The sequence below is a fragment of the Micromonospora sp. IBSANI012 genome (assembly GCF_052814045.1).
The window spans coordinates 5,820,887-5,844,897 of the sequence record NZ_CP199933.1 but is presented as its reverse complement, the minus strand read 5'-3'; the positions used below and the strand labels follow the sequence as shown (position 1 = coordinate 5,844,897).

General features: G+C 73.8%; 22 protein-coding genes, 1 pseudogene and 1 riboswitch. Of the genes and pseudogenes, 17 read left to right on the top strand and 6 right to left on the bottom strand.

Annotated features, from left to right (window positions below; all coding sequences use genetic code 11):
* From rpsK to truA, 5 genes are all read left to right on the top strand, one after another.
* The gene (gene rpsK / locus ACTWM8_RS26980; RefSeq protein ID WP_013288613.1) at window positions 1–408 is read left to right on the top strand and encodes a 30S ribosomal protein S11; all 408 of its coding nucleotides are present in this window, start codon (window positions 1–3) and stop codon (window positions 406–408) included.
* 14 nt (window positions 409–422) lie between these two features.
* Entirely contained in the window at window positions 423–1,049 is a 627-nt protein-coding gene (gene rpsD / locus ACTWM8_RS26975) for a 30S ribosomal protein S4 (protein WP_154941830.1), read from the top strand.
* 96 nt (window positions 1,050–1,145) lie between these two features.
* Window positions 1,146–2,168, top strand: coding sequence for a DNA-directed RNA polymerase subunit alpha (locus ACTWM8_RS26970; protein WP_007073009.1), 1,023 nt, complete (start codon window positions 1,146–1,148; stop codon window positions 2,166–2,168).
* 34 nt (window positions 2,169–2,202) lie between these two features.
* A complete protein-coding gene (gene rplQ / locus ACTWM8_RS26965; RefSeq protein ID WP_446211416.1) occupies window positions 2,203–2,760 on the top strand; it encodes a 50S ribosomal protein L17 in 558 nt (185 codons plus the stop codon).
* Window positions 2,761–2,834: 74 nt separating this feature from the next.
* Window positions 2,835–3,665 carry a tRNA pseudouridine(38-40) synthase TruA gene (truA, locus tag ACTWM8_RS26960; RefSeq protein ID WP_446211415.1) on the top strand — a complete coding sequence of 277 codons (831 nt, stop codon included), beginning with the start codon at window positions 2,835–2,837 and terminating at the stop codon, window positions 3,663–3,665.
* Between the two features lie 174 nt (window positions 3,666–3,839).
* Here the strand turns inward: truA and ACTWM8_RS26955 are convergent, their stop codons facing one another.
* Window positions 3,840–4,937, bottom strand: coding sequence for a hypothetical protein (locus ACTWM8_RS26955; RefSeq protein ID WP_446211414.1), 1,098 nt, complete (start codon window positions 4,935–4,937; stop codon window positions 3,840–3,842).
* Window positions 4,938–5,064: 127 nt separating this feature from the next.
* On the opposite strand from ACTWM8_RS26955, the gene ACTWM8_RS26950 reads away from it, so the two are divergent.
* From ACTWM8_RS26950 to thiC, 10 genes and pseudogenes are all read left to right on the top strand, one after another.
* Window positions 5,065–5,670 carry a class I SAM-dependent methyltransferase gene (locus tag ACTWM8_RS26950; protein ID WP_446214694.1) on the top strand — a complete coding sequence of 202 codons (606 nt, stop codon included), beginning with the start codon at window positions 5,065–5,067 and terminating at the stop codon, window positions 5,668–5,670.
* A gap of 41 nt (window positions 5,671–5,711) precedes the next feature.
* Window positions 5,712–7,391 (top strand): ATP-binding cassette domain-containing protein, encoded by a 1,680-nt coding sequence (locus ACTWM8_RS26945; protein ID WP_446211413.1) that lies wholly within the window; start codon window positions 5,712–5,714, stop codon window positions 7,389–7,391.
* A gap of 63 nt (window positions 7,392–7,454) precedes the next feature.
* On the top strand, window positions 7,455–8,417 hold the full coding sequence (locus tag ACTWM8_RS26940; RefSeq protein WP_446211412.1) for an aldo/keto reductase: 963 nt from the start codon (window positions 7,455–7,457) through the stop codon (window positions 8,415–8,417).
* A 240-nt stretch (window positions 8,418–8,657) separates the two neighbouring features.
* Window positions 8,658–8,766: riboswitch (TPP riboswitch) on the top strand.
* Window positions 8,761–9,387 carry a thiamine phosphate synthase gene (gene thiE / locus ACTWM8_RS26935; RefSeq protein WP_446211411.1) on the top strand — a complete coding sequence of 209 codons (627 nt, stop codon included), beginning with the start codon at window positions 8,761–8,763 and terminating at the stop codon, window positions 9,385–9,387. Its footprint overlaps the riboswitch before it by 6 nt.
* On the top strand, window positions 9,381–10,520 hold the full coding sequence (gene thiO, locus ACTWM8_RS26930; protein ID WP_446211410.1) for a glycine oxidase ThiO: 1,140 nt from the start codon (window positions 9,381–9,383) through the stop codon (window positions 10,518–10,520). The genes thiE and thiO overlap by 7 nt, the downstream gene beginning before the upstream one ends.
* The gene (gene thiS, locus ACTWM8_RS26925) at window positions 10,511–10,711 is read left to right on the top strand and encodes a sulfur carrier protein ThiS (RefSeq protein WP_088960276.1); all 201 of its coding nucleotides are present in this window, start codon (window positions 10,511–10,513) and stop codon (window positions 10,709–10,711) included. Before thiO ends, thiS begins: the two co-directional genes overlap by 10 nt.
* On the top strand, window positions 10,708–11,487 hold the full coding sequence (locus ACTWM8_RS26920; RefSeq protein WP_238449404.1) for a thiazole synthase: 780 nt from the start codon (window positions 10,708–10,710) through the stop codon (window positions 11,485–11,487). The genes thiS and ACTWM8_RS26920 overlap by 4 nt, the downstream gene beginning before the upstream one ends.
* Before the next feature lie 131 nt (window positions 11,488–11,618).
* Window positions 11,619–12,194 (top strand): annotated as a pseudogene (locus tag ACTWM8_RS26915) (thiamine phosphate synthase); the annotation flags it as partial.
* Window positions 12,195–12,394: 200 nt separating this feature from the next.
* Window positions 12,395–13,183 (top strand): bifunctional hydroxymethylpyrimidine kinase/phosphomethylpyrimidine kinase, encoded by a 789-nt coding sequence (gene thiD, locus ACTWM8_RS26910; RefSeq protein ID WP_446211409.1) that lies wholly within the window; start codon window positions 12,395–12,397, stop codon window positions 13,181–13,183.
* 17 nt (window positions 13,184–13,200) lie between these two features.
* Window positions 13,201–14,793 (top strand): phosphomethylpyrimidine synthase ThiC, encoded by a 1,593-nt coding sequence (gene thiC, locus ACTWM8_RS26905; RefSeq protein WP_446211408.1) that lies wholly within the window; start codon window positions 13,201–13,203, stop codon window positions 14,791–14,793.
* A 57-nt stretch (window positions 14,794–14,850) separates the two neighbouring features.
* Here thiC and ACTWM8_RS26900 read toward each other — a convergent pair whose 3' ends face one another.
* The 4 genes from ACTWM8_RS26900 to ACTWM8_RS26885 form a co-directional block, all read right to left on the bottom strand.
* Entirely contained in the window at window positions 14,851–18,258 is a 3,408-nt protein-coding gene (locus ACTWM8_RS26900) for a hypothetical protein (RefSeq protein ID WP_446211407.1), read from the bottom strand.
* Window positions 18,259–18,323: 65 nt separating this feature from the next.
* Window positions 18,324–18,632 carry a cupin gene (locus tag ACTWM8_RS26895; protein ID WP_154941843.1) on the bottom strand — a complete coding sequence of 103 codons (309 nt, stop codon included), beginning with the start codon at window positions 18,630–18,632 and terminating at the stop codon, window positions 18,324–18,326.
* Window positions 18,629–19,579, bottom strand: coding sequence for an LLM class F420-dependent oxidoreductase (locus ACTWM8_RS26890; RefSeq protein WP_446214693.1), 951 nt, complete (start codon window positions 19,577–19,579; stop codon window positions 18,629–18,631). The genes ACTWM8_RS26895 and ACTWM8_RS26890 overlap by 4 nt, the downstream gene beginning before the upstream one ends.
* Before the next feature lie 2 nt (window positions 19,580–19,581).
* Window positions 19,582–20,361 carry an ABC transporter ATP-binding protein gene (locus ACTWM8_RS26885; protein ID WP_446211406.1) on the bottom strand — a complete coding sequence of 260 codons (780 nt, stop codon included), beginning with the start codon at window positions 20,359–20,361 and terminating at the stop codon, window positions 19,582–19,584.
* Window positions 20,362–20,629: 268 nt separating this feature from the next.
* On the opposite strand from ACTWM8_RS26885, the gene ACTWM8_RS26880 reads away from it, so the two are divergent.
* Both ACTWM8_RS26880 and ACTWM8_RS26875 read left to right on the top strand, forming a co-directional pair.
* A complete protein-coding gene (locus ACTWM8_RS26880; RefSeq protein WP_446211405.1) occupies window positions 20,630–21,658 on the top strand; it encodes an ABC transporter substrate-binding protein in 1,029 nt (342 codons plus the stop codon).
* Window positions 21,659–21,761: 103 nt separating this feature from the next.
* The gene (locus tag ACTWM8_RS26875; protein WP_446211404.1) at window positions 21,762–22,649 is read left to right on the top strand and encodes an ABC transporter permease; all 888 of its coding nucleotides are present in this window, start codon (window positions 21,762–21,764) and stop codon (window positions 22,647–22,649) included.
* 75 nt (window positions 22,650–22,724) lie between these two features.
* Here the strand turns inward: ACTWM8_RS26875 and ACTWM8_RS26870 are convergent, their stop codons facing one another.
* On the bottom strand, window positions 22,725–23,906 hold the full coding sequence (locus ACTWM8_RS26870; RefSeq protein WP_446211403.1) for an ABC transporter substrate-binding protein: 1,182 nt from the start codon (window positions 23,904–23,906) through the stop codon (window positions 22,725–22,727).
* Between the last annotated feature and the right edge of the window lie 105 nt (window positions 23,907–24,011).

The window sequence follows — 24,011 nt, the reverse complement described above, 5'->3', positions numbered from 1 at the left end:
ATGCCACCGAAGGCTCGTGCCGGAGCCGCCGTCAAGAAGGTCCGGCGCAAGGAACGCAAGAACGTCGCCCACGGGCAGGCGCACATCAAGAGCACCTTCAACAACACCATCGTGTCGATCACCGACCCGACCGGTGCGGTCATCTCCTGGGCCTCTTCCGGCCAGGTGGGCTTCAAGGGCTCCCGCAAGTCGACCCCGTTCGCCGCGCAGCTCGCCGCCGAGGCCGCCGCGCGTCGGGCGATGGAGCACGGCATGCGCAAGGTCGACGTGTTCGTCAAGGGCCCCGGCTCCGGCCGGGAGACCGCCATCCGTTCGCTGCAGGCCGTGGGCCTCGAGGTCGGGCAGATCTCCGACGTCACCCCGCAGCCGCACAACGGATGCCGTCCGCCGAAGCGTCGCCGGGTCTGAGAGGTTAGAGAGAGATGGCTCGTTACACCGGTGCTGACTGCCGCCGTTGCCGGCGGGAGAAGATGAAGCTGTTCCTCAAGGGCAGCAAGTGCGATGGTCCGAAGTGCCCGTTCGAGTCCCGGCCGTTCCCGCCCGGGCAGCACGGCCGCGGCCGCACGAAGGAGACGGAGTACCTGCTCCAGCTCCGTGAGAAGCAGAAGGCCCGTCGTGTCTACGGCGTGCTGGAGAAGCAGTTCCGCGGCTACTACGAAGAGGCCGTGAGCAAGAAGGCCAAGACCGGTGAGGTTCTCCTGCAGATCCTCGAGTCGCGGCTGGACAACGTGGTCTACCGGGCCGGCTACGCCAGCTCGCGTGACCAGGCCCGCCAGCTGGTCAAGCACGGCCACTTCACCGTGAACGGCAAGAAGGTCGACATCCCGTCGTACCGCGTCAAGGAGCACGACATCATCGAGGTCCGGGGCAAGAGCAAGGAGCTCACCCCGTTCCTGGTGGCGCAGGCTCAGGCCGGTTCGCGGTCGGTTCCGGCGTGGCTGGAGGCCATCCCGAGCCAGATGAAGATCCTCGTGCACTCGCTCCCGGCCCGCCAGGTGATCGACACCCAGGTCCAGGAGCAGCTGATCGTCGAGCTCTACTCCAAGTAAGGGCTCGTTGCGGTGGCCCGCCCTCCGGGGCGGGCCACCGGAACAGTTTGTGTCGTGGGCGTCATATAGCGGGCGTCCCGAGAGAGAAGAGAAGAAATGCTCATCAGCCAGCGACCCTCCCTCTCCGAGGAGTCGATCAACGAGACCCGGTCCCGGTTCACCATCGAGCCGCTGGAGCCCGGTTTCGGCTACACCCTGGGTAACTCGCTGCGGCGTACGCTGCTGTCGTCCATCCCGGGTGCGGCGGTCACCTCGATCAAGATCGACGGTGTGCTGCACGAGTTCACCACGATCCCCGGTGTCAAGGAGGACGTGGTCGAGCTCGTCATGAACATCAAGGAGCTGTGCGTCAGCTCCGAGCACGACGAGCCGGTCAGCATGTACCTGCGCAAGCAGGGCCCGGGCGACGTGACGGCGGGCGACATCCAGCCCCCGGCCGGCGTCTCGGTGCACAACCCGGACCTGAAGCTCGCCACCCTCAACGGCAAGGGCCGGCTCGACATGGAGCTGACCGTCGAGCGGGGTCGTGGCTACGTCACGGCGGCGCAGAACAAGCAGGCCGGCGCCGAGATCGGCCGGATCCCGGTCGACTCGATCTACTCGCCGGTGCTCAAGGTGACGTACCGCGTCGAGGCGACCCGCGTCGAGCAGCGGACCGACTTCGACCGGCTGATCATCGACGTCGAGACCAAGCCGTCGATGGGCCCGCGTACCGCGCTGGCCTCCGCCGGCTCGACGCTGGTGGAGCTCTTCGGCCTGGCCCGGGAGCTGGACGAGACCGCCGAGGGCATCGACATCGGGCCGTCCCCGCAGGACGCCCAGCTCGCGGCGGACCTGGCCCTGCCGATCGAGGAGCTGGACCTCACCGTCCGCTCCTACAACTGCCTCAAGCGCGAGGGCATCAACTCCGTTGGTGAGCTCATCGGGCGTACCGAGGCCGACCTCCTCGACATCCGGAATTTCGGTCAGAAGTCGATCGACGAGGTCAAGATGAAGCTCGCCGGGATGGGTCTCGGGCTGAAGGACTCGGCCCCGAACTTCGACCCGGCGCACGTCGTGGACGCCTTCGGCGAGGCCGACTACGACACCGACGACTACCGCGAGACCGAGCAGCTCTAGTCCGCGCTGCCGCCACACCTGAGGAGCACCAAGCATGCCCACGCCCACCAAGGGCCCCCGCCTCGGCGGCAGCCCCGCGCACGAGCGGCTGATGCTGGCCAACCTGGCCACCGCGCTGTTCCAGCACGGCAAGATCCAGACCACCGAGACGAAGGCCCGGCGGCTGCGTCCGCTGGCCGAGCAGCTCATCACCAAGGCCAAGCGGGGCGACCTCGCCGCGCGCCGGCGGGTGCTGGGCGTCGTCAAGGACAAGGACGTGGTCTACGCCCTGTTCGACCAGATCGCGCCCCGGTACGCCAACCGCAACGGTGGCTACACCCGGATCGTGAAGACCGGTCCGCGCAAGGGTGACGCCGCTCCGATGGCGATCATCGAGCTGGTCGAGGAGCTTCAGGTCGCCGAGCCCAAGGCGAACAAGAAGACCGCCGCCCGCAAGACCGCCCAGCAGGACAAGGTCGAGGCCCTGGCCCCGGCCGAGGAGACCCCCCAGTCGACCCCGGTCGACCAGGACTCCGAGGCGCCGGTGTCGGCGTCCGGTGACACCGACGCCGCCCGCGAGGACAGCGACGAGGCCACCGAGAACAAGGCCTGAGCAAAGGCACCATCGTCGGGCCCGGCATCCCTTCCTGGGGTGCCGGGCCCGACGGCGTGAACGGGAGGTACGAGGTGGACGAGCGGACCCGGCTGCGGCTGGACGTCTCGTACGACGGCACGGACTTCTCCGGCTGGGCCGCCCAGCCGACCCGGCGGACGGTCGCCGGGGTGCTGACCCAGACGCTGGACCTGGTCCTCGGCGCGGGCACGGCGACCGGGCTGACCGTCGCCGGCCGCACCGACGCCGGGGTGCACGCCACCGGTCAGGTCTGCCACCTCGACCTGCCCACCGCCGTGTGGCGGGAGCACGACGGGCGGCTGCTGCGCCGGTTGGCCCGGCTGCTCCCGACCGACGTGCGGGTCCGCGCCATGAGCGAGGTGCCCGCCGACTTCGACGCCCGTTTCTCGGCGACCTTCCGCCGCTACGAGTACCGGGTGACCGACGCCCCGTGGGGCGCCGAGCCGCTGCGCCGGCAGGACACCCTCGCCTGGCCGAAGCCGCTGGACCTGGCGGCGCTGAACGCCGCCGCGGCCGGGCTGGTGGGGGAGCACGACTTCGCCGCGTACTGCCGGCGCAAGGAGAACGCCACCACGCTGCGCGAGGTGACCCGGCTGGACTGGCGGCGCGACCCGGACGGCATCCTCGTGGCCACCGTGCAGGCCGACGCGTTCTGCCAGGCGATGGTGCGCAGCCTGGTCGGGGCGATGCTGGTCGCCGGGGACGGCCGACGGCCGGTCGAGTGGCCGGCGAGCCTGCTGAGCCGGCGGGAACGCTCCAGCGAGGTGACCGTCGCGGCGGCGCACGGGTTGACCCTGGTCGCGGTCGGCTACCCGGACGACCCGGCCGAGTACGCCCGCCGCGCCGACCTCACCCGCCGCCTCCGCGTCCCCACCGAGGCCTGAGCCCACGAGGGTTCGCGAGACCGGGTGCAGCCAAGGGCACTCACCAGTGCCGGCGCGCCCGGGCAGGCGGCGTGGCGCGTGACCGGGCCGTGCTCAGGCGGGCCTGAACACGTGGCGAGGCCCGGTCCGCAGGACTCGGACCGGGCCTCGCGTCGCTCGCCGTCGACCGGCGGCTCAGTTGCCGGGCAGCTCGTCGGGAGTGGCGTTCCCGCCCTGGGTGCCGGCGCCCTCGGTCGCCTTCGCGGTGGGCTGGACGGCGCTGCCGCCGGCGGCCCGGCGTTCGAGCACGCCCTTGTCGAGGTGCAGCTCGATCAGGTCGTAGATGATGTCGCGGACCGCGGTGTCGCCGGCCGGCACGGCGCCGCCGTCGGCGCGGACGACCAGGCAGTAGGCGATGTAGTGGCCGCGTACCTGCCAGCCGACCCGGGCGGCGGCGGTGGTGAGCGCCTCGGTGCCGTCACCGGCGGCCAGGCCGCGGAAGCGGCCCTGCCGCTCGTCGAGCAGCTGCCGGATCCGGTCCCGGACGCGTTGCGCGCTGGCCTTGTCGGTCAGGTTGAACAGGCCGGCGGTGGCCAGGTGCTGACCGTCGGGGGAGCGCAGCGTGCCCCAGACCACCTGGCTGCACCCGAGCCGGACCAGCAGGTCGGCGATCTCGCCGGTGGCGGCGACCGCGCAACTGCCGCCGGACTGCGTCTTCAGCACGTCGTAGGCGGGTCGTCCGTCGGCGACCACCAGCTTCTTGCCGCCGAAGACCTCGCGGGCGGTCAGCGGCTGCTGGTCGGTGTCGCGGGAGTCGAGGTCGTCGGCGGTCGACCCGTCGACCGGGGCGGCCGTGGTGGGCTGCGGTGCCCCCGCGGTCGGGTCGTCGCTCGGCGTGCGGTCGACGAGCAGGGCTGCCGCGCCGAGGCCGCAGAGCGCGAGCAGGACCAGCACCGCCGCACCGCCGACGAACACCTGCCACAGCCGACCACCGCCGCGCCCGGAGCCGGACCGGCCGGACGCGGGCGGCGCCTCCGGCGGCTCGGTCGGCTCGGTCGGGGCGTACTCGCGGGGGAGGGTGGGTGGCGGCGGGATCTGGACGGACGAGCGGACCGGAACCGGTTCGGCGGCCTGACGGGCCGGCCGGGTGGTCCGCGGCAGCGACGGGGTGGGGAAGCGGGACGGAGACGGCCCGGCCGGCGCGGGCGGGCCGGGCGGGAACCCCGGCAGGTCCGACTCGGACCGCGGGTGCTCCACGAAGGCGTCCTCATCGGACTCGTACCGATACACCATGTCGCCCAGAGTAGGAGCCATTGCCCCTTTAGGGGGTAATAATGGGAAATTCCGGCGCGGGCGCGTCGGAGTCCTCCCTGCCGAGGCGACCGCGACCGCCCTCGGGGCCGGTGGGAGAATGCCGGACGTGACCGGCGACCACTACTTCTCCACCAAACCCACCGCTGCGGCGCGCCCGCGGGAGGTCGAGTTCTCCGTCGCCGGGCGCGACTACACCCTGGCCTCCGCCAGCGGGGTCTTCTCCGCCGACCGGCTCGACCCCGGCACCGCCGTCCTGCTGCGCAAGGCCGAGCTGCCGACCGTCACCGTCGGGGGTGACCTGCTCGATATCGGCTCGGGCTTCGGGCCGATCAGCTGCGTGCTGGCCACCAGCGCACCGGCCGCCACCGTCTGGGCGGTCGACGTCAACGAGCGGGCCCGCGCCCTCACCAGCGAGAACGCCCGCCGGGTCGGTGCCGCCGACCGGCTCCGGGCGGTCGCCCCGGACGAGGTCCCGGCCGACGTCACCTTCGCCCAGATCTGGTCCAACCCGCCGATCCACATCGGCAAGGCCGAACTGCACGAGCTGCTGCGCCGCTGGCTGCCCCGGCTCGCCCCGGACGGCGTCGCCTGGCTGGTGGTCGCCCGCCACCTCGGCGGCGACTCGCTGCACCGCTGGCTGGTCGACGGCGGCTGGCAGGTCGAGCGGCACGCCAGCCAGAAGGGCTACCGGGTGCTGCGGGTCACCCGGTAATCGGGTGTCGCCCGCGCCGCCCGCTCCGGCAGGATGCCGGCGTGGGATACGTGGACGTGGCAGGGGTCGGGCACATCCTCCCCGACGGCCGGGAGCTCTTCGCCGACGTGTCGTTCCGGGTCGGTGAGGGTGCCAAGGTCGCCCTGGTCGGCCCGAACGGCGCCGGCAAGACGACACTGTTGCGGATGGTCGCCGGCGACCTGCCGGTGAAGACCGGCGCCGTCGCCCGGGCCGGTGGCCTCGGCGTCATGCGGCAGTTCATCGGCATGATCGGGGACGACACCACGCTCGCCGACCTGGCGCTCTCGCTCGCCCCACCGGCGCTGCGCGACGCCGGCCACCGGCTGGCCGAGACCGAGGCGGCCATGCGGTCGGCCGAGGTGCGCGGCAAGTACAGCACCGCCGCCGGCAAGGCCCAGCTGGCGTACGCGGACGCGCTGGCCGCCTGGGGCGAGACCGGCGGGTACGACGCCGAGGTGCTCTTCGACACGGTCGCCACCATCGTGTTGGACCTGCCCTGGGACGCCGCCCGGGACCGCCCGGTGCGGACCCTCTCCGGCGGCCAGCAGAAGCGCTTCGCCCTGGAACTGCTGCTGCGCGGCACCGACGAGGTACTGCTCCTCGACGAGCCGGACAACTTCCTCGACGTGCCCGGCAAGCGCTGGCTGGAGGCGCGGCTGCGCGAGTCCGGCAAGTCCGTGCTCTACGTCTCGCACGACCGGGAACTGCTGGCGCAGTTCGCCGACCGGGTGGTCGCCGTCGAGGGCGGCAGCGCCTGGGTGCACCCGGCGGGCTTCGCCAGCTGGTACGACGCCCGGGTGGCCCGGCACGCCCGCCTCGACGAGCTGCGCAAACGCTGGGACGAGGAACATCAGAAGCTGCGCGAGCTGATGCTGATGTACAAGCAGAAGGCCGCGTACAACGACGGGATGGCGTCGCGCTACCAGGCGGCGCAGACCCGGCTGCGCAAGTTCGAGGAGGCCGGGCCGCCGCCCGTACCCCCGAAGGACCAGGACATCCGGATGCGCCTGGCCGGCGGGCGGACCGGCAAGCGCGCGGTCATCTGCGACCAGTTGGAGCTCGACGGCCTGACCTACCCCTTCGACCTGGAACTCTGGTACGGCGACCGGGTCGCCGTGCTCGGTGCCAACGGCACCGGGAAGTCGCACTTCCTGCGGCTGCTCGCCCGGGGCGGCACCGACCCGGACCCGGCCAACGGCCCGGTCGACGGCGCGGCCGCGTTGGCCCCGGTCGCCCACGACGGCATGGTCCGGCTCGGCGCGCGGGTCCGGCCCGGCCACTTCTCCCAGACCCACGACCGGCCCGAGCTGGTGGCGAAGACCCTGGTCGAGATCCTCTGGCGGGGCGACGATCACCGGGCCGGGATGGACCGGCACGCCGCGATGGCGGCGCTCAGCCGGTACGAGCTGGCCGCGCAGGGCGACCAGCGCTTCGGCACCCTCTCCGGCGGGCAGCAGGCGCGTTTCCTGGTGCTGCTGCTGGAACTGTCCGGGGCGACCCTGCTGCTGCTCGACGAGCCGACGGACAACCTCGACCTCGCCTCCGCCGAGGCACTGGAGGCCGGGCTGGCCGCGTTCTCCGGGACGGTGGTCGCGGTCACCCACGACCGCTGGTTCACCCGGTCCTTCGACCGGTTCGTGCTGTTCGGCGGCGACGGCGAGGTGGTGGAGACACCGGAGCCGGTCTGGGACGTGCGCTGACGGCTCCATGGTCCCCGCCCCGGGCGGGCGGTCGCGGGGCTCGCGGCTCGGGGCGGGCATAGGGTGGATCACGTGACTGAGATGACCTACCGCCGGTTGGGCGACTCCGGGCTCGTGGTGTCCGTGGTCGGCATCGGCTGCAACAACTTCGGCCGCAAGCTCGACCTCGACGGCACCCGGGCGGTGGTCGACGCCGCCCTCGACGCCGGGATCAACTTCTTCGACACCGCCGACATCTACGGCGAACCGCAGGGCGGCTCCGAGGAACTGCTCGGGCAGGCGCTCAAGGGGCGCCGGGACGACGTGGTGGTGGCCACCAAGTTCGGCATGGACATGCAGGGCATGAACGGCCCCGACCACGGCGCCCGGGGCGCGCGCCGCTACATCGCCCGGGCGGTGGAGGCGTCGCTGCGCCGGCTCGGCACCGACCACATCGACCTGTACCAGATGCACGAGCCCGACCCGGGCACCCCGATCGACGAGACGCTCGCCGCCCTGGACGACCTCGTCCGCGCCGGCAAGGTGCGTTACCTCGGCAACTCCAACTTCGCCGGCTGGCAGATCGCCGACGCCGACTGGGTCGCCTCGTCCAACGGGCGGGCCCGGTTCATCAGCGCGCAGAACCACTACTCGCTGCTGGAACGCTCCGTCGAGACCGAGGTCGTGCCCGCCTGCGAGCGGTTCGGCCTGGGCATGCTGCCGTTCTTCCCGCTCGCCAACGGCCTGCTCACCGGCAAGTACAAGCGCAACGAGGCGCCGCCCGCCGGCAGCCGGCTCTCCGGCGGTGGCCGGTACGCGCAGCGCCTCGCCGCCGCGGACTGGGACACCATCGAGGCCATCGAGGCGTACGCCGGCGAGCGCGGCCTGTCGATGCTCCAGGTGGCGATCGGCGGGCTGGCCGCCCGTCCGGCGGTGACCTCGGTGATCGCCGGCGCCACCACGCCGGAGCAGGTGCGGGCGAACGCCGAGGCCGGCACCTGGCAGCCCAGCGACGAGGACCTGGACGCCCTCGACGCCATCCTCTGACCGTCGGCCGGTCGGCCTGGGGCCGGCGGTCGCACCACCCGTGAGCGGGGCACCTCGGAGTCGTTGCGACGCCGCGGAGGTGCCCCGCCCTTTCGTGGCCGGCCGTCCACTCAGGGCCAACCGGACAGCATGGCGTGAGCGCTGCGTCACGCGCTGCCCACTCCGTCGAGTTGAGACGGTCCGTGGGAAAAGCGCACCCCCGCCCTTGGCGGATCGGCGCATCCGTCGTACGGTATGCCGCAAGTGACCCACGGGAGCCCGGTGCACCGGGCTGAGAGGGGGGCTGAAGCCCCCGACCGTAGAACCTGATCCGGGTAATGCCGGCGCAGGGAGGAGCGTTGCCGTGCCGTCCCTGGGACGACTGCATCTGATCACCGACACCCGGCCGGGGCGCGATCCGCTCGCCGTGCTGCGCGCCGCCCTGCCGGTGGCCCGCGCCGAGCTGGTCGTACAGGTCCGGGTGGACGACGACGCCACCGACCGGCAGGCGTACGACCTGGCCCGCCGGGTGCTCGCGCTCTGCGCGCCGTACGGGGTGCCGTGCCTGGTCAACGACCGGCTGCACGTGGCGCTCGCGGTCGGCGCCGCCGGGGGCCACGTGGGCGCGGACGACCTGCCGGTCGGGGCGGCCCGCCGGGTGCTCGGCGGCACCGCCGTGCTGGGCGCCACCGCCCGGGAACCGGGCACCGCCACCGAGGCGGTCGCCGCCGGGGCCAGCTACCTGGGCGTGGGCCCCTGCCACGCCACCACCACGAAGGCCGGCCTGCCGGCCCCGATCGGCCCGGACGGGGTACGCGCCGTCGCCGAGGCCGTCGCCGTGCCGGTGATCGCCATCGGCGGGGTGACCGCCGCGTCGGTGCCGGCGCTGCGGGCCGCCGGGGCGTACGGGGTGGCGGTGGTGGGGGCGCTGTCCGGATCAACGGATCCGGCCCGAGCTACCGCTGAACTGCTCGGGGCGCTGACGTGCTGACCCGACCGGACGTCGCCGTGGTGGGGGCGGGACCGGTCGGGCTGGCGATCGCCTGGCGCTGCGCCGCGCGCGGGCTGCGCGTCGTCGTGCACGATCCCGCTCCCGGCTCCGGCGCGTCCCACGTGGCCGCCGGGATGCTCTCGCCGGTCGCCGAGGCGTACTTCGGGGAGCACGAGCTGACCGGGCTGCTCACCGAGTCGGCCGCCCGCTGGCCCGGCTTCGCCGCCGAGCTGGCCGAGGCCGCCGGCACCGACTTCGGCCACCGCACCGAGGGCACCCTCGTCGTCGGGCTCACCGGTGACGACCTGGCCGAGGCGCGGCGACTCTGGTCGTACCAGCAGGGGTTGGGGCTGCCGATCACGCCGCTGCGCCCCTCCGAGCTGCGGGACCGCGAGCCGGCGCTGGCGCCGCGGGTGCGCGGCGGCGCGGTCGCGCCCGGCGACCACCAGGTCGACCCGCGGCGGCTGGTGGCCGCGCTGCGGGCGGCGGCCGAGCGGGCCGGGGCCAGGCTGGTGCCCGGCGCGGTCGCGAGCCTCACCGACGTGGACGCCCGGGTCACCGTGGTCGCCGCCGGCTGCGGCGCCGCCGCGCTCACCAGCCTGCCGGTCCGGCCGGTGAAGGGGCAGGTGCTCCGGCTGCGCGCGCCCGGTCGCGGCACGCCGGACTTCCGGCACGTGATCCGGGGGTACGCCGACGGCGAGTCGGTGTACCTGGTGCCGCGCGCCGACGGTGAGGTGGTCCTCGGGGCGACCGTCGAGGAGCGCGCCGACACCGAGGTGACCGCCGGGGCGGTGCTGCGGCTGCTCCGCGCCGCCGTCGACCTGGTGCCCGACCTCGCCGAGTACGACCTGGTGGAGGCCGCCGCCGGGCTACGCCCCGGTACGCCGGACAACGCGCCGATCCTCGGGCCGCTGCCCGGCCGGCCCGGTGTGCTGGTCGCCACCGGCCACCACCGGCACGGCATCCTGCTCACCCCGGTCACCGCCGACCTGATCACCGAGCTGGTGGTCACCGGCGCGGCGGACCCGCTGCTCGCCCCCTTCGCGCCGGACCGGTTCACCGCCGGCGCCGCCGCCCGAGCCGCCGGCCGGGACCGGATCGCACCCACCTCCGAGGAGGAGACGTGCAACTGATCGTCAACGGTGCCGGCCGGGACCTGCCCGGCGGGTCGACCGTGGCGGACCTGGTCCGCGCGGTCACCGAGCAGCGGCGCGGCCTCGCGGTGGCGGTGAACGGCGAGGTGGTGCCCCGCACCGGCTGGCCGGCGACTGTGCTGCGCGACGGCGACCGGGTCGAGGTCCTCAGCGCCGCCCAGGGCGGGTGAGTGGCGTGACGCTCACCATCGGCACCGTCACCCTCGGGTCGCGGCTCATCCTCGGCACCGGCGGCGCGGCCAACCTGCACGTGCTGGAGCAGGCCGTCCGGGCCTCCGGCACCGAGCTGGTCACGGTGGCCCTGCGCCGGGTGGACACCACCCCCGCCGCGGCCGGCGGGCTGCTCGACGTGCTGGACCGGTGCGGGGTGCGGCTACTGCCGAACACCGCCGGCTGCTACACCGCCGGCGAGGCGGTGAAGGTGGCCCACCTGGCCCGGGAGGCGTTCGACACCGACTGGGTGAAGCTGGAGGTGATCGGCGACGAGCGCACGCTGCTGCCCGACGGGGTGGAGCTGCTGCGCGCCGCCGAGGAACTGGTCGCCGACGGGTTCACCGTCCTGCCGTACACCTCCGACGACCCGATCCTGGCCCGCCGGTTGGCCGACGTGGGCTGCGCCGCGGTGATGCCGGCCGGTGCGCCGATCGGCTCCGGGCTGGGCGTGACCAACCCGCACCACATCCGGCTGATCCGGCAGAGCGTGGCCGTGCCGGTGATCCTCGACGCCGGCATCGGCACCGCCTCCGACGCGGCGCTCGCCATGGAGCTGGGCTGCGACGCGGTGCTGCTGGCCAGCGCGGTCACCCGGGCCGCCGACCCGGTGGCGATGGCCACCGCCATGCGATACGCGGTGGAGGCGGGCCGGCTCGCGTACGGCGCCGGCCGGATCGCCCGCCGCTTCCACGCCCTCGCCTCCACGCCCGACGAGGGAAGGCCCGACCTGTGACGGCGACGTGGCAGGTCGTCGACGGGCCGCCCGAGGCGGGCGGAGTGCGCGGTCCACGCCCCGTCGGGACGCGCACGGACCCGCGTCGAGCTGGCTCGGGGCGGCTCGCCGCGACCGGACCCGCCCGTCCGGTGGTGCCCTCGGGCCTGGTGCTGCTCACCGACCGGTGGCAGGCCCGGCGGCCGCTGCCGGAGGTGGTCGCGGCGGCGGTGGCCGGGGGAGTGCGCTGGGTGGTGCTGCGCGAGAAGGACCTGCCCCGCGCCGAACGCGCCGCCCTCGCCGCCGCGCTGCGCCCGCTCCTCGCCGAGGCCGGCGGAACCCTGATCGTCGCCGGCCCCGACCCCCTGGACGGCGACGCCGTCCACCTGCCGTCGGCCGGCCCCTACCCGCCACCGACCCTCGGCCTGGTCGGCCGCTCCTGCCACGACCGCGCCGAACTGGACCGACTCACCACAGAGGACTACGCCACCCTCTCACCCGTCTTCCCCAGCAGAACCAAACCCGGCTACGGCCCACCCCTCCAGGCAGCCGGGCTCGCCGAGCTGATCCAGGCCAGCCCCGTGCCGATCCTCGCCCTCGGCGGCATCGACACCCCCGACCAGGTGCACGCCTGCGTCCAGGCGGGAGCCGTCGGCGTGGCCGTGCTCGGCGCCGTCATGCGAGCCGAAGACCCCACCCAGGCAGCCGCCACCCTGACCGAGGCCTTCCACTCGTCGCTCGCCCCGGTGCCGCGAAGCCGGCACGCCCGCGCGGAGGTCTCCGACACGGGGCTGCGGCCGACCGTGCCCACGCAGGGATCAAGCCTGACCGCCCGGAGTGGGCACGGTCGGCCGCAGCCCTCCACACCGACACCGACGAACCCGCACGGTCGGCCGCAGCCCCCCACACCCACCACGGGAGAAACACAGTGACGCCCACGACCGTCCTCACCATCGCCGGCTCGGACTCCGGCGCCGGCGCCGGCATCCAGGCCGACCTCAAGGTCTTCGCCGCCCTCGGCGCGTACGGGACCAGCGTGATCACGGCCGTCACCGCGCAGAACACCCGGGGCGTCGACGCCGTGCTGCCGTTGCCCCCGCGCACGGTCACCGAGCAGCTCGACAGCGTGCTCGGCGACTTCCGCGTCCGGGCGGTGAAGACCGGGATGCTCGGCACCCCGGCGGTCGCCGACGCCGTGGCCGAGGCGGCGAAGGCGGGCCGGCTGCCGTACCTGGTCGTCGACCCGGTGCTGGTCGCCACCAGTGGACACCCGCTCGGCGTGGTGGAGGCGGTCGAGCGGCTGCTGCCGTACGCGGAGGTGGCGACGCCGAACTGCGCGGAGGCCGCCGCCCTCACCGGACGCACGGTGACCACGGTCGAGGAGATGGCGGTCGCCGCCGAGGCGATCGCCGCCGGCGGCCCGGCGCACGTGGTGGTGACCGGCGGTGACGTGGACGCCGGCGGCGAATCGGTCGACGTGCTGTGCGGCGGCGGGACGACCATCCTGCTGCGCGCGCCCCGGGTGCGGACCCGGCACACCCACGGCACCGGCTGCTCGTTCTCGGCGGCGATCGCCGTCCGGCTGGCGGCGGGCGACCCGGTGCCGGTCGCGGTCGCCGCCGCCAAGGAGTACGTCACCCGGGCGCTGACCGGCGCGCGGGACTGGGAACTGGGCGCGGGACGCGGCCCGCTGGACCACTTCGGCTGGTCCTGTTGACCATCAGGGAGGCTGTCATGCAGGCACGTCGCAAGGTCTACGTCGAGGGGTCGCGGCCGGACGTCCGGGTGCCGTTCGCCGAGGTGGAGCTGGCCGGGGACAACCCGCCGCTGCGCCGCTACGACACCTCCGGCCCGGGCTCCGATCCTGAGGTGGGGCTGCCGCCGCTGCGCGGAGGGTGGATCGCCGAGCGCGGTGACGTGGCCCCGGTGCGCGGTGCGGGCACGCCGTTGGCCGGGACGGACGGGAGGCGGCCCACCCAGCTCGCGTACGCCCGCGCCGGGGTCGTCACGCCGGAGATGGAGTTCGTGGCGATCCGGGAGGGGATGGCGCCGGAGTTCGTCCGGGACGAGATCGCCGCCGGGCGGGCGGTGCTGCCGCTCAACGTCAACCACCCCGAGTGCGAGCCGGCGATCATCGGCAAGGCGTTCCTGGTGAAGGTGAATGCCAACATCGGCACCTCAGCGGTCACCTCCTCGGTCGCGGAGGAGGTGGAGAAGCTGACCTGGGCGACCCGGTGGGGCGCCGACACCGTGATGGACCTGTCCACCGGCAAGCGGATCCACGAGACCCGCGAGGCCATCGTGCGCAACTCGCCGGTGCCGATCGGGACCGTGCCGATCTACCAGGCGCTGGAGAAGGTCGGCGGCGACCCGGTGAAGCTGAGCTGGGAGGTGTTCCGGGAGACCGTCGTCGAGCAGGCCGAGCAGGGCGTCGACTACATGACCGTGCACGCCGGGGTGCTGCTGCCGTACGTGCCGCTGGCGGTGGACCGGGTGACCGGGATCGTCTCCCGGGGCGGGTCGATCATGGCGGCCTGGTGCCTGGCGCACCACGAGGAGAACTTCCTCTACACCAACTTCCGGGAGCTGTGCGAGATCCTGGCGCGGTACGACGTCACGTTCTCCCTCGGCGACGGGCTGCGGCCCGGGTCGATCGCGGACGCCAACGACGAGGCCCAGTTCGCCGAGCTGCGGACCCTCGGCGAGCTGACGAAGATCGCCTGGGAGTACGACGTGCAGGTGATGATCGAGGGTCCGGGCCATGTCCCGATGCACAAGATCAAGGAGAACGTGGACCTCCAGCAGGAGTGGTGCCACGAGGCGCCGTTCTACACGCTCGGCCCGCTGACCACGGACATCGCCCCCGCGTACGACCACATCACCTCGGCCATCGGCGCGGCGATGATCGGCATGTTCGGCACCGCGATGCTCTGCTACGTCACCCCGAAGGAGCACCTCGGGCTGCCGGACCGGGACGACGTGAAGGCGGGCGTGATCGCGTACAAGATCGCGGCGCACGCGGCCGACCTGGCCAAGGGCCACCCCGGCGCACAGGCCTGGGACGACGCGCTGTCCAAGGCCCGGTTCGAGTTCCGCTGGGAGGATCAGTTCAACCTCTCGCTGGACCCGGAGACCGCCCGCTCGTACCACGACGCGACGCTGCCGGCCGAGCCGGCGAAGACCGCGCACTTCTGCTCGATGTGCGGGCCGAAGTTCTGCTCCATGAAGATCACCCAGGAGCTGAAGGACTATGCCGCGCGCGGCATGCAGGACAAGTCGGCGGAGTTCCTCTCCTCCGGCGGCCGGGTGTACCTGCCGATGGCCTGACCCAGAACCACGCCGGTCCGGCGACGGCGGGTGCTGTCGCCGGACCGCTGTGCTTCCTCAGTCCCGGTGGTGCCGGCCGCCGGACCGCAGCGAGCGGCGGCCGCTCTCCGTCTCCGGCTCGTTGTCGGCCAGCGGGCGGCTCAGGCCGGCGACCCAGTCGACGTACTCCTCGTCCTGCGCGGCGAGCGGCTCCGCCTCCGGGCTCTCGGCCGGCGGTTCGGCGCCGCGCGCCTTGTTGCGGCGGAACAGGCTCCGCTTCGGCCGGGACCGGTCGGCCGCCGGTTCCGGCTCGACCTCCGACGACGGTTCGGCCCCGCGAGGTTCGGCACCGGGCACCTCGGCGGCGGGCAGGTCGGTCGACCGGCTCGCCGTACGGGGGGTGCCGGGCCGGGAGTCGTCCGCGTCCCAGCGGAAGGTGACCGGCTTCGGTTCCTCCTCCGGACCGTGGTCCGGGAAGGGCAGGCCGGCGCGGGGCGGCGCAGGTGCGGGGCGGGGCGCGGGGAAGGCGTTCCAGCTCGCCGCGCTGTTCAGGTCGGGCAGTTGGTGCCGGGGGCGGGGCGCCGGCTCGGCGCTCGCGGGAGTGGCACCGGCGGTGGGTGGGGTGTGGCGCACCGGGATGCGGTCCGCGCTCGACGCCCGTACGCCGGGCCGGGGAACCGGCGCGTCGCGGACGTCGTCCCTGGTGGACCCGGTCGAGGGGTACTCGGAGCGCGCCGAGTCGGAAGCTGCCGGGTCGAACCGCGCCGAGTCGGACGCTGTCGGGCCGAACCGTGCCGGGTCGAGCGCCGCCGGGTCGAGCGTGGCCGAGTCGAGCGGCGCGGGGTCGAGCGTGGCCGGGTCGAGCGGCGCCGAGTCGAGCCTGGCCGGGTCGAGCGTGGCCGGGTCGAGCGGCGCCGAGTCGAGCCTGGCCGGGTCGAGCGTGGCCGGGTCGAGCGGCGCCGAGTCGAGCGTGGCCGGGTCGAGCGTGGCCGGGTCGAGCGGCGCCGGGTCCAGCCTGGCGGCGTCGAGTTCGGTGGTGTCATGGCCGGCTTCGCCGAGCCGGGCTGTGTCGAGTTCCGGCCGGTCGAGGCGGGTCCGGTCGAGCGCTCGGTCGAGCCCGGGCCGGTCGAGTCTGGGCCGGTCGTGCGCACGCTCGGGGGCGGCGTCCGGCGCGGTGTCCGCACCGGAACGGGCGGCGGGCGAGTCGGCCGGCTCGGGGGCGGCCGTCGGGTCCGCGGCGCGGGCCGCCCGCTTCGCCGAGCCCCGCTGGCCGGTGCCCGCAGCGGCGGTGCCGGTGGCGGCAGCGGCAGGAGCGGCGGTGCCGGTGGTGGCGGCGGAAGCGGCAGAACCGGTGGTGGCAGCGGCGGGACCGGCATCGGTGGTCGACGCGGCGTCGCTGGTGGTGGCGGGGGTGTCGGTCACCGGCTCGTCCGACCCTGCGGAGCGGGACTTGCGGGTCCGCTTCGGCCGGGGCCGGGGGGTGACGGTGGTTGCCTCGGCTGGCTCGGCCGTCCCGGTGGGATCGGCGGTGAGTGCCGCTTCCTCGGTGCCGTGCGACTGCTCCGCCGTCGCGGTGTGGTCGGTGGTGGCTGCCGTCTCCTCGGTGCGGCTCGGCTGCTCGGCCCGGTCCGCGGCCCGTGGTGCCGCCACCGACCCGACGGCGACCTGCGGCGTGACCTGGCCAACCGCTGCCGGCGTGTCGAGCTGGTCGGCGACCGGTGCAACCTGGACCGGATCGGCCGCGCGCGGCCCGTCGGACGGGACAGCAGCCGGTGGAACCTGGGCCCGGCCGGCGGCCGATGGAACCTGGACCGGGTCGGAAGCGAGCGGAACCTGGACCGGGTCGGCAGTGGGCGGAACCTGGACCGGGTCGGCGGTGGGTGGAACCTGGACCGGCTTGGCCGCTCGCGGCCCGTCCGACGGGACGGCCGGCGGCGCGGCGGGGAAGCTGTCGACCACCGGCTCCCCGGCGGGTACCGCCGGTGTGATCCGGCCGGCCGTGCCGTCCCGGTCGACTCCGTCCCTGGCGTCGACCCCGGTGGCCGACCCTGCCGGCGCTTCCCGGTCCGCCGGAACGTCCCACTCCGTCGACTCCACCCGGTGGCCGGCGAGAAACGCCGGGCCGGGCTCGCCGGTCGGCGCGGCCGGGTCCGCCGTCCACCGGGACTCCGGCGTAGCGCGACGGGCCCGCGGCTGCGGGGCGCCCGCCGGGCCGGCGGCGTCGGCCTCCGGCGCGTGGCTCCGGCCCGTCGGCAGGTCGCCGTACGACGGCTCGTCCGGGGTCCGGCCGGATGGCGCCGGCCAGGTCGCCGACACCGGGTCGACGGCGGGGGCGTCGAGGGCGAAACCGCTGTCCGGGCGCGTACCGGACGGGGTGGGGCTGCCGGGGGTGACCGGCCAGTCCCAGTGCGCCGGGGTCGGCCCGGTCGCCCGGGTCGCGGCCCGGTCAGCGGCCCGGTCCGCGCCGGTCGGCGTGCCGGACCCCGCCAGGGCGCTCGCGCCGGCGGCGCCGGCCAGGTCCACGGTGGCCGTACCGTCGCCGGAGGCGCTGCTCAGGGCCGGACTGTCGGGCAGCGGGCGCAGGATGTCGGTCGGCTCGATGGCGTCGTCGCCTCCGGCGGCGTTCCCGGCTCCGGTCGCCGGGAAGAGCGGCCAGCGCAGCAGCGCGGCGGTGGCCGAGCCCAGGGCACCGGCCGCGACGGCGATCACCGCGCCGTAGTACGGGGCGAGCTGGTAGCGGTCGGCGGAGTCGCCCGGGCCGGCGGTCAGGTAGGCGAAGGCGAGCAGCACCGGCCCGGCCGCCCCGGCCGCCCCGCTGACCAGCGGGACGTGCCCGCGCCAGCGGGCCAGCGCACCGGTCGCCGCGCCGGCCAGCAGCGCCACCGCGGGGAGGATCAGCATGGCCAGCCGCTGCGCCGCGTCCGCGTCCAGCCAGGACGGCTCCAGCACCCCGAGGCGTACGGAGCGCAGCGCCCCGGTGGACATCAGCGCCGGCCCGACGGAGACCAGCGCGATCAGCCAGACCGCGCCGGTCAGCAGGGCGACATTCCAGCCCAATGGCGGCCGGAGCAGCACGGCCGAGGCGGCGCCCGCGCCGACCACCGCCCCGACGACCGCGCAGATCCCGACCGCCCAGACCGGGTCGACGGTGCTCAGCTCCGCGGCCCGGGCGGGTTGCATGCAGAGCGGAGCGACGACGGTCGCGCCGAGTGCGGCCGCGCCGGAGATGGCGAGCTGCGCGCCGGCGCCGTCCGGCAGCCCGACGCGGCGGGCGAGCCGGATGGTGACCACGGCGCCGACCACGGCGGCGGTCACGGCGAACCAGCCGACCCAGGCGAGCTGGGCCGGCCACCGGTTCACATCAGTGAACGCGCCGTTGAGTCGTACGATCCCGAACCCGTACGCGATGCCGAGCTGACCGGCTCCGGCCAGCACGCTCACCCCGAATGCGGTGAACAGCAGCTTGCCCCACGTCCGAAAGGCCATGTCGCGCACGTTACGGCCCGGTGCGCCCGATCGCCACTGTGGCGCGGCGGGGCGACTGCCTGGGGTTACTTCAACTCGACGAGACGGGCCAGATACGTGGTGTCGCCGACGTTGGTGAGCATGTGGACCGCGCCCGGATCCCGGTAGACCACTCCGCCGGTGGGTTCGTCGGCGTCGATCCGGGTGCCGTCGATCGTCTGCACCACGTTCTTCGCCCCCTGGACGGCCACCACCAGGTACGGGTGGTCGTGCCGGTGCAGCGGCTGCCGCTCACCCGGCTCCAGGCGGATGTGCCACACCCGTACCCGCTCGTTCTCGAAGACGATCTCCTGGCCCACCGGCCCGAGTTCCGTACCGTCGACCACGTCGGTCATCGCGTTCCGTTCAGTTGGGGGAGCACCTCGCCGGCGATGAGCTCCAGGTGGTCGAGGTCGTCGAGTTCGATCAGGCGCAGGTGCACCCGGGTGGCGCCGATCGCGGCGAACTCGCCGAGCCGGTCGATGAGTTGCGCGGGGGAGCCGACCACCGGGTCCTCCGGCGGCAGGGCGCTCTTGACGTGCAGCGGCGCCGCCCGGCGGCGGGCTTCGGCGTCGGTACGCCCGATCGCCACCACCACCCCGGCGGAAAGCACCAGCGGGGCCCGCCCCGCCTCGGCGCGCCCGGTCCGGTCGCACGCCTCGCGGACCCGCTCGTACGCCGCGGCGGTCTCCTCGACCGACTTGAAGGGCATGTTGAACTCGTCGGCGTACCGGGCGGCCAGCTCGGGGGTGCGCTTCGGGCCGCGCCCGCCGACGATCACCGGCGGGCCGGGCCGTTGCACGGGCTTGGGCAGCGCGGGCGCGTCCACCAGCCGGTAGTGGTCGCCGAGGTGGGTGTAGGTGTCGCCGACCGGCGTCCGCCACAGCCCGGTGATGATCTCCAGCTGTTCGGCCAGCCGGTCGAAGCGCTCACCCACGTTGGGGAACGGGATGCCGTACGAGGTGTGCTCACGCTCGTACCAGCCGGCGCCGATGCCCAGCTCGACCCGGCCGCCGCTCATCTGGTCCACCTGGGCCACCATCACGGCCAGCGGCCCGGGCAGCCGGAAGGTGGCCGAGGTGACCAGCGTGCCGAGCCGGATCCGGGTGGTCTCCCGGGCCAGCGCGGCGAGGGTCAGCCAGGCGTCGGTCGGGCCGGGCAGCCCCGCCTCGTCGCCCATCGCCTGGTAGTGGTCGGCCCGCAGGAACCCGTCGAAGCCGCCCGCCTCCACCAGCCGGGCGAACCGGAGCTGGTCGTCGTAGCTGGCACCGCGGTGCGGCTCGACGAAGACGGCCACCCGCATGCTCATCGTCCCTCCGCCACGGCCGGCGTCTCGCGCTCCATCAGCAGTTCGTGCAGTTCGGCGCTGACCCGGGCGACGTCGGCCAGGTGGGCGTTGCGGCCGAGGGTGCGGGGTCGGGGGATGGTCACCTCGACGATCTTGCGGATCCGCCCCGGGCGTGGGCTGAGCACGACCACCCGGTCGGCCAGCAGCACCGCCTCGTCGATGGAGTGGGTGACGAAGACGACGGTGGCTCCGGTCTCCATGTGCACGCGTTGCAGTTCGCCGGAGAGTTCCTCGCGGGTGAGCGCGTCCAGGGCGGAGAAGGGCTCGTCCATCAGCATCACCCGGGGCTCGCCGATCAGTGACCGGCAGAGCGACACCCGCTGCTGCATGCCGCCGGAGAGCTCGTGCGGCAGCCGCTTCTCGAAGCCGCCGAGGCCGGCCATCTCCAGCAGTTGGCGGGCCCGGTCGCGGTGCTTGGCCCGGCTCCAGCCGAAGATCTCCACCGGCAGCAGGACGTTGTCCAGCACGGTGCGCCAGGGGAGCAGGGCGGGGCGCTGGAAGAGCATCGCGATGTCCTGGCGGGGCCGGGTGACGGCCGTGCCGCCCACGGTGATCTCGCCGCTGGTCACCGGCAGCAGCCCGGCGACCATGCGCAGCAGGGTGGACTTTCCGCAGCCGGAGCGGCCCAGCACCGCGACGAACTCGCCCTCGGCGACCGCCAGGTCGATGCCGCGCAGCGCCTCGACGCGGCCGGAGCGGCCGTCGAAGGTACGCGACACGTCGGCGAGTCGGATCATGTCCGGCGGGCCTCCCCTGAGTGGGCGGTCAGGAATCCGACAAAGGCTATCCGGCGTGTGGCACGTGCCAACAGTCCGGGGTGGACGCTCAGTTGTTTCCGTTCCGCAACCCGATGCGAGTGGTGTCGTGACGGTGGGTCTCTCGTACGCTGTGCCCGCGAAGAGTCCCTTCACGACGGTGGCGTCGGCTCCCCCCTTCACGCCGGCACCGCCGGACCGACAACCCCTCCGGGTGGCATGACCCGGTCGGAAAGGACATGGTGCACTGATGAGAAGGCTGACCCGTACGGTCGCCACGGCCGCCCTGGCCACCGCCCTCGCCCTGGTCTCCGCGTGCAGCAGCGGCTCGGACGACTCCGACGCCAAGGGCGGTGACGGCAAGGCGTTGGAGAAGGTGACCTACCTGACCTCCTTCGGCAACTTCGGCCGTGACTCGTACGCCTGGGTGGCGAAGGAGAAGGGCTTCTTCAAGGAGGCCGGCTTCGACGTGGAGATCAAGCCGGGCCAGGGCACCGGCTCGGTCATCCAGACCGTCGTCGGCGGTCAGGCCGACTTCGGTCCGATCGACCTGACCGGTGGCCTGCTCCAGCTCGGCAACGGCGTCGCCAAGGACTTCGTGGTGGTGGCGGCGATCCAGCAGCGCACCATGGCCGCCGTGGTCACCGTCGAGGGCAAGAACATCGCCACGCCGAAGGACCTGGAGGGCAAGAAGCTCGCCGACACCCCCACCTCCGTGGTCCGCCAGCTCTTCCCGACGTACGCCCGCCTCGCCGGCGTCGACGCCAGCAAGGTGACCTGGGTCAACGGTGAGGCGCAGACCCTGATGGGCACCCTGGCCTCCGGCACGGTTGACGGCATCGGCCAGTTCGTGGTCGGCCAGCCCACCGTCGAGGCGGTGACCAAGAAGAAGCCGGTCGTCCTGCCGTACAGCGAGGTCATGCAGGACCTCTACGGCAACGCCCTGATCACCTCGGCCAAGCTGGCCAAGGAGAAGCCGGAGATGGTCAAGCGCTTCACCGCGGCGCTGCTCAAGGGCCTGGAGTACGCCCTGGGCAACCCGCAGGAGGCCGCCGAGCTGCTGAAGAAGAACGTCGCCGCGACCAACCCGGCCGCGGCCGCCGCCGAGCTCCAGCTGATGGCGGGGTACGTCCGGTCCAGCAACTCCGGCACCGCCATCGGCACCCTGGACAACGAGCGGGTGGCCAAGAGCATCGCGCTGCTGCAGGGCGCCGGCGCGCTCAAGCAGAACATCAACCCGGACCAGATCATCGACTTCAGCCTGGCGCCGAAGGCCTGATCGACACCGACCGTGCCACGGGGGTGCGGTCACCGGGACAGCGACCGGTGGCCGCGCCCCCGTGGCCGTGCCGGCCCCTGGCCGGCAGGAGAGGATGGGACACGTGACGCAGATCCGTACCCGCGCCGGAGCGGGGGAGGCGGAGCGCGATACGGGCGCCGCGGCCGACGCGCCCGGGGTGGCGACCCCGACCACGCCACCGGCTGTGGCGTCGCGGCGCCCGGGGGTACGCCCGGCGACGGTCGGCCTGCCGCTGCTCGGCCTGGTGATCGCGGTGACCGTCTGGTGGCTGGTCACCTCGGGGCTGAAGCTGGTCCATCCCGCGTCCCTGCCGCCGCCGCAGGACGTCTGGGCGGCGCTGACCGCGGCGGCCGGCGTGCTGCTGCCGGCGCTGGGGATCACCACGCTGATGACGCTGCTGGGCTTCGTGCTCTCCGCCGCCGCCGGGGTGCTGATCGGGATGGCGCTGGCTGCCTCCCGGCGGGCCGAGCGGATGTTCGCGCCGCTGCTGGTGGCGATCAACGCGGTGCCGAAGATCGCCCTGGGGCCGCTGCTGGTGGTCTCGGTCGGCTGGGGCGAGAAACCCATCCTGACCATGGTTTTCCTGCTCTGCTTCTTCCCGATCGTGCTGTCCACCGCGACCGGGCTCACCACCACCCCGGCGGACCTGGCCGAGCTGGCCCGGTCGCTGAACGCCTCGTGGTGGCAGGCGTTCCGCAAGGTGCGCTTCCCGGCCGCGTTGCCGCAGATCTTCGTCGGGCTGAAGGTGGCGATGCCGCTGGCCGCCATCGGCGCGGTGATCGGCGAGTTCTACTCCGACAAGCCGGGCCTGGGCTACCAGATCCTGCAGTACAACGGCATCGGGGACACCGCCACCGCCTGGGCGGCGATCGTGCTCATCGCGGCGATGAGCATCCTGCTCTACGCCGCCCTCTCCCTGGTCGAGCGCCTCGCCCTGCCCTGGGTACGCGCCACCACCAGCGCCCGCTGACGGGCTTCTCCACGCGACTGGCCGGCCCCCACCCGGGGAGCCGGCCAGTGCCGTTCGAGGCGAGTCCCGACGAACTCAGCCGGCCAGCCGCCAGCGCCCACCCCGGGCGACCAGCGTCGTCAGCGCCTGGGGCATCAGCCCCGAGTGGTTGTCCGGTGTCATCCGGATCGGTCCGGACAGCCCGTCCATCTGGGACGTCTCCAGCACGTCCCGGATGCCGTCCCGGTTGACCTGGTCGGCCGGGCCGCCGGCCCGCAGCGCGGCGTCGGCGATCAGCTGGACGGCGTCGGCGGCGAAGGACGAGAAGCCGTTGTAGCCGCCGAACCGGGCGGTGTAGTCCTGGAACCACTGCCGCCGGGCCGCCTTGGCGGGGGTGGTGGCGATGACGTCGTCGATCACCATGGTCTGGGTGAAGATCAGGGTGGCCCGCTCGGTGGACCGGGCGGCGTTGCCGAGGAAGAGGTCGCCGGCGGCGGCCGCGTCGAGGAAGAGCGACCCGGAGAAGCCCGCCTCCTGCGCGCTGGTCGCGGCGAGGGAGGCCTGCTCCGGCGGGGTCCAGAGCAGCAGCGCCTGCGCCTCGCCGGAGGTGAGCAGGCGGACCGGCTGGCTGACGTCGGTGTCGGTGGTGCGCACCGCCTCGTTGCGGACCAGCCGGATCTTGGCCTTGTCGAACTCGCCGCGCAGCGCGGTCAGGCCCTCCCGGCCGTAGTCGTCGTCGCTGTGCAGCACGGCGACCTTACGGATGCCCTTTCGGCGCAGTTCCGTGGTGAGCGCCGCGGCGCTGTCGGCGGCGTTCGGGGCCAGTTTGAAGACGTACCGCCGGTCGGCGACCGGGTTGGAGATCGCGCTGGACGGGGCGAGCGCGATGGTCGGGATCTTCTTCTCGTTGATGGTGAGTACGGCGCCGACGGCGCATTCGTTGCAACCGCCCATGATGATCGCGCTGACCTTGGAATCGCCGCTGAAGTCGGTGATGTTCCGCAGTGACTCACTGGCGTCGGAACGATTGTCCTTCACCTCGAGCCGGATCTTTCGGCTGCCCAGGGCGCCGGACGTGTTCAGCTGGTCGATCTTCAGTTCCAGCGCGCGCTGGTACGCCTTGCCGACCGGGGCCGCCGCGCCGGAGAGTTCGAGGTCCGCGGCGATGACGATGGGGCTGGCGTCCTCCTGCCCCGCCCCGAACGAACAGCCGGTGAGCGTGGTGGCCAGCACGGCCGATGCGAGCGCCACGATGGTCGCGGAGCGGATGGGGCTCAACTCAGTCCTCCAGGTGCGGCGCGGGCGCTGCCCGGTCACCGCCGCTAGTCCGTCCTCAGTGGAGATACGGGATTGTCTGCCGTACGGTGTGCGCGAAGCCTGCAA